5 protein-coding genes and 2 pseudogenes are annotated in these 10852 nt (G+C 43.1%); 5 read left to right on the top strand and 2 right to left on the bottom strand.

Annotated features, from left to right (window positions below; translation table 11 throughout):
- Positions 1-219: 219 nt before the first annotated feature.
- The 3 genes and pseudogenes from IM477_RS02300 to IM477_RS02290 all read left to right on the top strand — a co-directional run.
- Positions 220-417 (top strand): annotated as a pseudogene (locus tag IM477_RS02300) (zinc ribbon domain-containing protein); the annotation flags it as partial.
- A 285-nt stretch (positions 418-702) separates the two neighbouring features.
- Positions 703-1104 carry a photosystem II protein Psb27 gene (gene psb27, locus IM477_RS02295; protein WP_287730399.1) on the top strand — a complete coding sequence of 134 codons (402 nt, stop codon included), beginning with the start codon at positions 703-705 and terminating at the stop codon, positions 1102-1104.
- A gap of 329 nt (positions 1105-1433) precedes the next feature.
- The gene (locus tag IM477_RS02290) at positions 1434-3803 is read left to right on the top strand and encodes an endonuclease MutS2 (RefSeq protein WP_287730398.1); all 2370 of its coding nucleotides are present in this window, start codon (positions 1434-1436) and stop codon (positions 3801-3803) included.
- Between the two features lie 846 nt (positions 3804-4649).
- Here IM477_RS02290 and IM477_RS02285 read toward each other — a convergent pair.
- Entirely contained in the window at positions 4650-7754 is a 3105-nt protein-coding gene (locus IM477_RS02285) for an efflux RND transporter permease subunit (protein WP_287730397.1), read from the bottom strand.
- Between the two features lie 146 nt (positions 7755-7900).
- On the bottom strand, positions 7901-8578 hold the full coding sequence (locus IM477_RS02280; RefSeq protein ID WP_287730396.1) for a C40 family peptidase: 678 nt from the start codon (positions 8576-8578) through the stop codon (positions 7901-7903).
- A gap of 516 nt (positions 8579-9094) precedes the next feature.
- On the opposite strand from IM477_RS02280, the gene IM477_RS02275 reads away from it, so the two are divergent.
- Entirely contained in the window at positions 9095-10483 is a 1389-nt protein-coding gene (locus IM477_RS02275) for an LCP family protein (RefSeq protein ID WP_287730395.1), read from the top strand.
- A 2-nt stretch (positions 10484-10485) separates the two neighbouring features.
- Positions 10486-10701: pseudogene (locus IM477_RS02270) on the top strand (pentapeptide repeat-containing protein); the annotation flags it as partial.
- Between the last annotated feature and the right edge of the window lie 151 nt (positions 10702-10852).

Genomic DNA, 10852 nt, shown 5'->3' with positions numbered 1-10852 from the left:
TGCTGAATAATGGTAAAACCCTTTTAAAATAAGGCTTTTGACCTGTTAAAATCCGATGTTCATGCTGCGAAAATAGGATTGGGACATTCAAAAACCTTGCATTATTCTTCTCGTAGTACACAAACTGGTACAAAAACCAAGGGCAACAAAGCCTGAAACTCCTGACCCCTGACTCCTGACTCCTGACTCCTGACTCCTAACCCCACCAATACACTTTTTCAGCAAACCCTAAATATCCGTGAGTGGGAATGTCTTTTCTGTGGGACTTTTCATGATCGAGATGTAAACGCTGCGGTAAATATCAAGGTCGCCGGTGGGCAATCGGAGACTTTAAACGGACGGGTCGGAAAGCGTAAGACTTCTGTTAAAGAAGCAGCATCCTGTGAAGCGTTAACCCCATTGACGCGACCATTCTAAAAAGGTGGCGTGGTGAGGAATCACCGTCCGTTTACGGCGGTGAGGATGTCAACGCGGCTGGAATTAGTCCAGAATCAACTCACTCCGGGTTGATGGCATCGAAATTTTAGGCAAAAATAGGGCTTTTACAGCCCCCAAAGCCTATATTTTGGCTATTTACCCCCAGTTGACCCCTGACTAAAGGAAAGATTTTTGATTTTTGCAGCAGGTTGACTCTCATGGGGAACTGGTCACGGTTTCCTGATAGGATAAGGTGACTTGGGATTAACTTATGGTGTTGAAAATATGTCTCTAAAACCTTACATTTCTCGCTTATTAGCTTTGGTTCTCGTCCTGGTCATCGGATTGATGGGTTGTTCTAGTAGTTCGCGGTTAACCGGCAATTATGGACAGGATACCCTGACGGTGATTGAAACTTTAACCACAGCCCTTGATTTAGTCAAAGATGACCCGAATAAAGCGGCAGTTGAGTCGCAAGCAAAGGAACAAATCAACGATTACATCTCCCTCTACCGACGAGATAAAAAATCCGGGGGTTTGCGTTCTTTCACTACTATGCAAACAGCCTTAAACTCTGTAGCAGGTTATTATACCGCCTACGGTTCCCGTCCCATCCCCGACAAACTCAAACAACGTTTAAAACAAGAATTTAAACAGGTGCAATTCTCTCTCCAGAAAGGAATTTAGATACAGTTATCAGTTATCAGTTATCAGTTATCAGTAGAACTCGACCTAATATTATAAGCTGTACTGAATTTAAACTGCGTATTAGAAATTTTAGTACAAATGCTCGAACTTCCTCTCCCTGCTCCCAACTCCGGCACTCCAGTGCAGTCTTAACGAGTAATTTAGATAGTCAACAGATTGGCGAGATTGTTAAGTGACAGGTATTAGGTGCGAGTAACAGTGCTGTCTTTTCCCTTGACTGATTACTGTCGGCTGAAATGACTCCTGTAAAAATCAGACCAAATCTGGTTAGACTAGAAATACAAAGCGTATTATAAAAAACTACAAAATTGATTCAAGACGAAACCCTAGAATTATTGGAATGGCCGCGGCTATGTCAACACCTAGCTACTTTTGCAGCGACTAAACTCGGTGCGATCGCAATTCGTCAATTGCCCTTACCGGAAAGCAAAGAGGAAAGTTTAAACCTACTCTGCCAAACCAAAGAAGTTTATAGCTTAGAACAAAAATTAGATAGTCGTCTTTCCTTTGATGGGATTAGCGACATCGGCGATGCCCTAGAAAGGGCGCATCTGGGGGGGTTATTATCGGGACAGGAACTTTTAAATATTGCCACGACTTTGGCGGGTGTGCGACGTTTACGGCGTTTAATTGACGAACAGGAAGATATACCGGTTTTAAAAGAGTTAGTAGCGGAAATTCGCACCTATCCAGAGATAGAACAGGAAATACACCGTTGTATCGATGAAGATGGCCGGATATCCGATCGCGCTAGTCCCCAATTACGGGAAATTCGGGGACAAATGAAGGTGATTAGAGAGCGCATTTACCGCAAATTACAGGATATCATGCAAAAACAGGGCGGTGCTATCCAAGAAGCGGTGATTACCCAAAGAAGCGACCGCTGGGTGATTCCCGTCAAAGCAGCGCAAAAAGAGCAAATACCCGGGATAATTCACGATACTTCCAGCACAGGGGCGACTTTTTACATTGAACCTCACTCTATCGTTGACCAAGGCAATCAACTGCGGCAATATCGTCGTCAGGAACAAATCGAAGAAGAAAAAATCCTGCGGCAGTTAAGTAATACAATCGCCGAAGCCTTTGAGGACTTAGAATATTTACTAGCGATCGCTACTAGGCTCGATCTGGCCACCGCTAGGGCCCGTTACAGTTTATGGTTAGAGGGTAATCCCCCGCGCTTTATCGATGGTTCGGAAACGATTACTTTGCGGAATTTGCGTCATCCTTTGCTCTGGTGGCAAAAACACCACGAACAGGGGGGGGAGGTCGTACCAATAAATGTGCAGATTAGCCCAGAAATTCGCGTTGTTGCCATCACCGGACCAAATACCGGCGGAAAAACCGTTACTTTAAAAACCCTCGGATTAGCGGCTTTAATGGCGAAAGCGGGCCTGTTTATTCCAGCGCGGGAACCGGTAGAGATACCCTGGTTCGATCACGTTTTAGCCGATATCGGGGATGAACAGTCTTTGCAACAGAGTTTATCGACTTTTTCGGGTCACATTCGCCGGATTGTTCGCATTTTAGCGGCTCTAAATTCTCGTTCCTTGGTTTTACTCGATGAGGTGGGAGCAGGTACGGATCCGGCCGAAGGAAGTCCTTTAGCGATCGCTATTTTACAATACCTCGCCGATCATAGTTTACTGACGGTGGCTACCACTCACTACGGGGAATTAAAAGCGTTAAAGTATCGAGATTCTCGCTTTGAAAATGCCTCGGTAGAGTTTGATGATCGCACTCTTTCCCCTACTTATCGACTATTATGGGGCATTCCGGGGCGTTCTAATGCTTTAACTATTGCCCAGCGTTTGGGATTAAGTCCCGAAATTGTGGCCGAAGCGAGAAATCATCTGGGGGGGTTATCGGAGGAGATAAATCAAGTAATTGCTGGTTTGGAAGCGCAAAGACGGGAACAGGAGTCAAAAGCTAAAGAAGCTAGTCAATTGCTCCAACAAACGGAGAAATTTTATACAGAAGTTTCCACGCGGGCCAATTCTCTACAGGAGAGAGAGCGAGAATTAAAACGTTATCAGGAGCAGGAGATACAAAAGGCTTTATTATCGGCAAAAGCAGAGATTAATGACGTTATTCGCCAGTTGCAATCAGGAACAAAAACCGGTAGAGATGCCCAAAAAGCCACAGAGGAGTTAACTGCGATCGCAGAAAGGTTATTACCAAAAACGGAAAAAACTAAGGTTAATTATCGTCCGCAAGTGGGGGAAAGGGTGCGCTTGCCCAATTTGGGACAAACTGCCGAAGTTCTAGCAATTTCACCGGAATCAGAGGAGATTTCCCTGCGTTTCGGTATGATGAAGATGACCCTACCCTTAGATCAGATTGAGTCTTTGGATGGTCAAAAAGTGGAAACTGCGCCAAAACCTGCCAAAAATTTGCCACAAACTCCCGCAAAACCCCAGGAGACTCCTTTAATTCGTACTGCTAATAATACTGTCGATATTCGCGGTTCAAGGGTGGCAGAGTCAGAAACGGATATCGAACAGGCGATCACCCGCGCCACCCCATCGGGCATATTATGGATTATTCACGGTAAAGGTACGGGGAAATTGCGTCAAGGTGTTCACGATTTTTTATCCCGTCATCCCCAGGTAAAACGCTTTCAATTAGCCCCCCAAAATGAGGGAGGTTCGGGGGTAACTATCGCTTATTTAACTTAGGGTTTGCGGCAAAAAGTTTTTTGTCGGGTTAGGAGTCAGCCTTGAATCAGTTATCAGTTATCAGATGTGAGTTTTCAGTTCACTGTTTACTGATCACTGAAAATACTCCCCACTTCCCCACTTCCCCATTCCCCAGGGAGCATCTCATTTTTATACAAGTGAGTAATTATACTTGTCCCTCAAACTGGTTTCTAGTAAGGCTTTCAAAATAGTTTGACATAAAACCTGATTTAGGGGTTACAAAGGTGAGATGCTCCCCTTCCCCACTTCCCCACTTCCCCACTTCCCCACTTCCCACTCTGCAATAACTACTGGCAGCCAGAAATACATTGGGTTCCTATCATACTTTGTGTTTTTTGTCAAAAAAACTTTTTTTTTGCAATAAAACTACACAAAAAAAAGATCATCGTTATGGGTGAAATTGACTGATTTACCTGTCTTAATTAGGATCACCTTGTAGGTGTGGCAAGGGTTTGAGCCATTGCTGCCCAAAAAAGCACATAATAACCCATCATGAAATTCTATCAAATCGCTGTAACCATTGTAACATCGTTGTTAAATAAAAATCTTTCTCAATTAATTCTTAAGAATTTATAAATATTGCGAAATGTTAATTTAAATATTCTCAAGTTTTTGGAGTCAGTAAATAATTTTTGCTTATCTTTGACCAACATTGGGTTAGAAGTCAGTATTCTCCGAGTCAGGAGTTAGGAGTCAGGAGTCAGGAGTCAGGAGTCAGGAGTCAGGAGTCAGGAGATAGGAGACTTTTTTTATTTATTCTCCCCACTTCCCCACTTCCCCACTTCCTCACTTCCCCACTTCCCCACTTCCCACTGTGCAGGGGGATTATTTTCTAGAGAATAAAACGTAAAAACAGGGAATAATAAACAGAGTTAACAGAGTTGCTAAAGACAAACCCGAAAAAACGACAATTCCTAAAGGTTGCAGGAATTCTCCCCCCTCTCCCAATCCTAAAGCGAGGGGAAATAAACCTAAAACCGTGGTCACGGTAGTCATTAAAATCGGTCGTAAACGTTGGGGAGCGGCCTTTAAAATAGCTTGTAGTCGAGTAAAACCGAATTCTTGCCGCAATTGATTCGCCAATTCCACCATAATAATCCCGTTATTAACCACAATGCCCACCAATAAAACCACCCCGACGATGACAATGGCATTAATCGGGGTTTTGGTCAAATATAGTCCGAAAATTCCCCCCGCTAGGGCCAAAGGAACGGTTAACATAATCACCAAAGGGTCTATGAGTGAGTTATACTGCACGGCCATGACCACAAAGACTAAAAATACTGATAAACCCGCTAATAAACCCAAAGAACCCTGAATTTCTTGATTAGACGTGGCGGCAGCACTGGGTAAAATGCTGATACCATCGGGTAAGGGAGTGGAATTTAAAACCGATTGTACCCCCACGAGTGCGTCACTTAATTTCGCCCCTTCGACTAAACTGCCGATAATAATAAAAACTTGACGCTGATTGATTCTCTGGATGACTCCGGGGGTTTTTCCCGCTTCAATCCGGGCTATATCTGCTAATTTTAAGTCTTCTTGTCTATTGACAAAAATAGGTATTTGTGATATGTCACTAATTTTTTGCCGCGAGTTGGGGTCCAATTGCACTCGGATATCGATTAATCTTTCTCCCCGTTGCAGTTGGGTGGGGATCGATCCTTGAATAGCGGTCCGTAGCGTTTGTCCCACTTCCAGGGTACTCAATCCCAAACTATTTAAGCGTGTCCAATCGGGTTTAATCTGAATTTCTGGTTGTCTGGGGTCAGCATCGGCACGAAAACGCGCACTAGGGACTTTTTCATCGAGAATACTGAGGATTTCTTCACCAGCTTGCTCTAAAGTTTTCCCATCGCGTCCCTGTAACATCACATCCACATCGGCACCAACGGAGGGAGAGTTATTCAGAATAATACCGCGCACTTGACCGGGGGTGAGACGCAAACGCACGTTAACGAGGTTTAATTGCTCTAGTGCTTTGCTCATCCGTTCGATATATGCTTCTGTATTAGTGCCTTTTTTGAGATTAATCGTACTAGAAGCGCGCAAAATATTTTCATTGGTAGTTGTGCCAAAAAGAGAACCGCCACTGGTAGTAAAAACATACTCAGTTTCCGGTTGTGATAATAAAATCTTTTCTACTTCCCGCATCACCTGACGGTTAGTATTTAAATTGGTACCCGGGGGAAATTGGGCAAAAACGTTCACCTGTCCGGTTTGAATACGACTAAAGACTTCTTGGGGGATATATTGCCAGAGATAAAAACTACTTCCCCCTAAAATTAAAAAGGCCAGCAGGATAACAGGTATTCTGTAGTGGATGATTTTAGCTAAAAAACGACCGTAGAGGATGGTTAAACCTTCTAGACGTTGACTAAAGACTCTTAAGAGCCAAAATCGCTGAATGCCACTGGAAACCCCCATATTTAACAAACGACTGGCCAACATGGGAACAACAGTTAACGCACACAACAGAGAAGCAGCCACAGCAAAACTGATAGTGAGGATAATCTCGTTAAACAGCAGGGAAATAAAACCACCCAGTAGTAAAAATGGCAGGATAGAGACGAGATTAGTCGCAGTGGAGGCCAATAAAGCAGATTCTACCTCTTGGCTGCTATTCCGGGCAATTTCTAAAAAATCTCGCTTATTTTGGTTTTGATTAACTTTGAGGGCAATATTTTCCAGCATGACAATGGAATTATCCACCACGATACCCACCCCTAGGGCCAATCCTCCCAAACTAAACACATTTATCGATAACCCGAATAACTTCATACAGATAATTGCGACGAGGGTAGAAAGAGGAATCGCTAGGGTAATGATAAAAGTCTGTCGCAGAGAACCGAGAAAGACGAATACAGTCAATCCTGCTAAAATTGTCCCCGCTAGTCCCGAAGAAACCACGTTATTAACCGCGTTTTGGATAAATACAGACTCATCGGTAGTGGGGACGACTTGCATCCCCTCTGGAATTAACCCGGATTTTTTTAATTCTGTAATGCGTTTTTTGACCCCTTCTACCACAGCAATCGTGTTCGCATTCGGTTGTTTTTGGACGCTAACCCGCACGGCATTTTTTCCATTTAGGGTGACAAAAATTCTTTGTTCTTCTGTCCCATCGATAACTCTGGCCACATCCCGCAGATAGATTTTTTCTTCGGGATTATTACTATCGGTCAGTGCTAAATCTTGGATATCCGCTACGTTTTTAAATTTCCCCACCGCACGGGTTAAAGGTTCCCCGGTTTCTCCCTCTAGTCGGCCCCCAGAGATGTCCTGATTGCGTCTTTTTAGGGTGTCTAAAACCTGATTTAATCCCACTCCTAAAGATTGTAATCGCTGCAGGTCAATATTAACTTGAATTTCTTCTCTAACTCCCCCAATCACGTCCACCACTGCCACTCCTTCCACAAATCCTAATTCTCTCCCTAATTCTTCATCGGCAAATAATCTTAAATCTTTTAGGGGTAGGGTATCAGAAACGAGAGCGAATTCATAGACGGGTAAACGAGAGGGTTCAAATTTGTTTAAGCGCGGTTCCTCAATAATATCGGGTAAATTTTGTCGGACACGATTAAAACTTTCGGTAGCTTCATTTAAAGCGACATTTAAGTCTCCCCCCGGTTGAAAAAATAAATCTACTCGCATCCTTCCCTCGCGAGTTTCTGAATAAACTTGCACTACTCCCTCGGTGGCACTCATTCCTTCTTCTAGGGGTTTAGTTACTTCTTCGAGAATGACTTCCGGGGAAACTCCGGGTACATTCATCCTTAAACTAATGCGGGGATAAGTGATAGAAGGAAGCAAGTCCACTTCTAAACGATTTAGAAAAAAAAGACCGATGATGATAACTGCTATAGTTAACATCAATACTCCTATGTGACGACGAATTGACAGACCGCTTAGGGAGATGTTTTCTGACATGATTACCTATGGGGGAGAGTAAGGAGTGAGGAGTTAGGGGTTGGGGTTTTGGGGTTTTGGGGTTTTAGGGTTTTAGGGTTTTAGTTGAAATTTCCCCATTTCCCCATTTCCCCATTTCCCCATTTCCCCATTTCCCTGATAACTGATTAATTGTGCATAACTCGACCGAAACTCCATAATTTTTGATAATAATGACGACTGACGCTATCCCTATCATCAGTAAGTAGATTTATAGCGATACCATTGTTACCTGTTTCTTTTCCTGAACTGTGGATATATTGATTATTCCCTAGATATAAAGCAACATGATTAACTCTTTTATCACCAAAAAAAATTAAATCTCCTGGGAGTAATTCCTCTCGGTTTATTTTTTGACAAAAAGCCTCCTGTTGATAGGAATCCCTCGGCAACCAAATACCAAAAGTGGCAAAAGCAGCCTGGATTAATCCTGAACAATCGTAATTAGGTGCAAGGGTTCCACCCCAGAGATAATGATTGGTACGGTTCCTTGCTTCCTGAGTAAAAGTGATAATCTCAGGAATATATTTTTCTATGTCCGAACGACTTAAAGGAATTTTTTGATAAGCTGTGGTGGCTGCCGCAATTGCATCTAAATCTTCTCCGCATAACCAAGCTAAATAATTATCTTCTCTTAGCTGAATTTGTAGCCCTTTTTCGGTAATTTCTAGGGAAATAAATTTTAATTGTCTTCCCTGTTGTGCTTGGGTCGCTAACTCTTGACAACTGGGAGAATTGTAGAGATTTAAGTCTCTTATACAGAGATATTCCTGGTTGAATGATGGGGTAAGAGAGATGATTTTCATAAAAAATAGATCAGAATTATATTGACAGAAAAAACTGCCCAACTAGCCAAAAGCTAAGGTATAAAATCGAGGATTTAATGATAAAATCAATAAGGATAATAACCTTAGTTCTGTCATCTTCAAGTTTCCACCTCTCTTAATTCTTGGCCACAGAGATAATTTATAACCGAACTGAATCCCTCAAATTCCTCTTGCATAATTAACTTTTCAGGGTTCAAAAACGGCAAAAATAAGGATTAAATGGCATAAAATCTGTAAATAGAGCATTTAATTGCTGATTATTCATTCTTAATTCTCCTGGCTACTGACTACTGGCTACTGACGACCGACTCCTAACCGTAACAACAATTTTTGATTTTTACAACAGGTCTAGGATAGCCAGTTCCTTAACAATATGTTACAATAGCCAGCGAGAGGGGAGTGACCAATATCTGGAACTTTTGCGCTAGAGATAGATTCTATGGATCAGCAGTCACATCCTAAAGTAAGCTTTTAATCAGATGTTGAGGTTAGTTCATGGCCAATGTTTCGGGGCGGTTTGAAAAGCAGGAATACAGCCAAAACTCAGAAAATACCCTCACGGTGGTCAGTTCGGTCATGTCCGGTTTAAAAAAAGCATCTCCCCTGCAAAAGGGCTTATTTTGGGGAATAACCCTCAGTTTTACCGCCCTAGTTTCCGCCACTGTTGGGGCTGCCGTCGCTTTAATTAGTCCCTTACCGGCGCCAATTGGGGCTATCTTCCAAAAAACGACTTTTCCCACCCAAACAGACATCCTTGAGGCTCAAGCTTGGAATAGCTTAATTAACCAGCAGCTTTCTCGTCCTGTTAATATTTTAGTTATGGGCATCGATCGAGTTTTAGATGCCAAAAACGGCGACGATGTATTTAAAGGTCGCAGCGATACCATGCTCCTAGTGCGCTTCGATCCTAGCGATAAAACCGTGAGAATGTTGTCTATCCCTCGCGATAGCCGCGTCAGAATCCCCGGCCACGGTTTCACTAAAATTAACGATGCCAATGTTCACGGTGGACCAACTCTAGCGGCGGAAGTGGTCAGTAATACTTTAGGGGATGTCACCGTAGATCGCTATGTCCGGGTGACTACCGATGCCTTTAAGGAATTAGTCGATTTAGTCGGGGGTGTAGAGGTTTATGTACCCGAACGAATGTATCATAAAGATGTCACCCAAAAATTAGAAATTGATTTACAAGAAGGTTGGCAAAATCTCAACGGCGACCAAGCCGAACAATTTGCCCGTTTTCGTAACCAGCAATACGGCGATATCGGTCGCGTACAAAGACAACAAATTTTATTAAAAGCACTACAACAAAAGATTTTTAGTCCGACAATTCTCCCCAGTCTCCCGAAAGCAGTACAGGTTTTACAACAATATATCGATACGAATTTATCCGTCGAGGAAATGCTGGCTATCGCTAATTTTGGCCGGGAAATTAAACGGGATGACTTGAGAATGATCCTACTCCCCGGCCGGTTTAATAGCCTCGAGGAATACGATGGTCGCAGTTATTGGATTTTGAACCGTCGCGAAATCAGAACCATTGTGGCTAATAATTTTACCGATAACTATTCCCAGGGAGAAACCTCCGTTTATAGTCTGCGGATTGCCATTCAAAATGCCACCCATACCAAAGGTTTAGCCCGTCGTACTCGCAATTATCTGGCCAAACGGGGCTATACAAATGTTTATATTAGCGATGACTCCTCCCAAAAGCTAGAAACCACGGCAATTATTGCCCAAAAAGGTGATGTTCAGTCGGCTAACCTCTTGAAAAATCAATTGGGAATCGGTAAAGTAGAATCATCCTCCACTGGTGCTTTAGACTCAGACCTAACTATTCGGGTGGGTGATGATGTGGCCCAGTTTCTCGACGCTCAACAGTAACAATGTTGAAAAAATTTTTCAGTCTGGTTTTAATTATTTTGCTGGCGATTCTTTGGCTACTTTTCGCGGCCCGTCCAGTGGCTTTAGCCCAAGATAAAACGATTAACTATAGTTTTGCCCAGCTGCAAGATCGGGATTTTTCCCATCAGGATTTGCGCGGAGGAGTTTTCGCCGCTGCTGCTATGCGGGGAGCTAACCTAGAAGAGGCCGATTTATCGAAAATTTGGGTTGAAAACCCCGCCCTTTAGCGGAGCGGAGGGCGGCTTGATTACTTTAACTTTTTAATCCAATCCCTGACAACTTCGGCAGCAGAAATTTGTTTTTGTTGAGCATACCGTTTTAGTTTTTCTAGTTCTTCGTCAGAAAGTC

The organism is Microcystis sp. M090S1 (genome assembly GCF_020246295.1).
GTDB classification, from domain to species: domain Bacteria; phylum Cyanobacteriota; class Cyanobacteriia; order Cyanobacteriales; family Microcystaceae; genus Microcystis; species Microcystis aeruginosa.
This window is presented reverse-complemented; position numbering and strand designations above follow the sequence as displayed.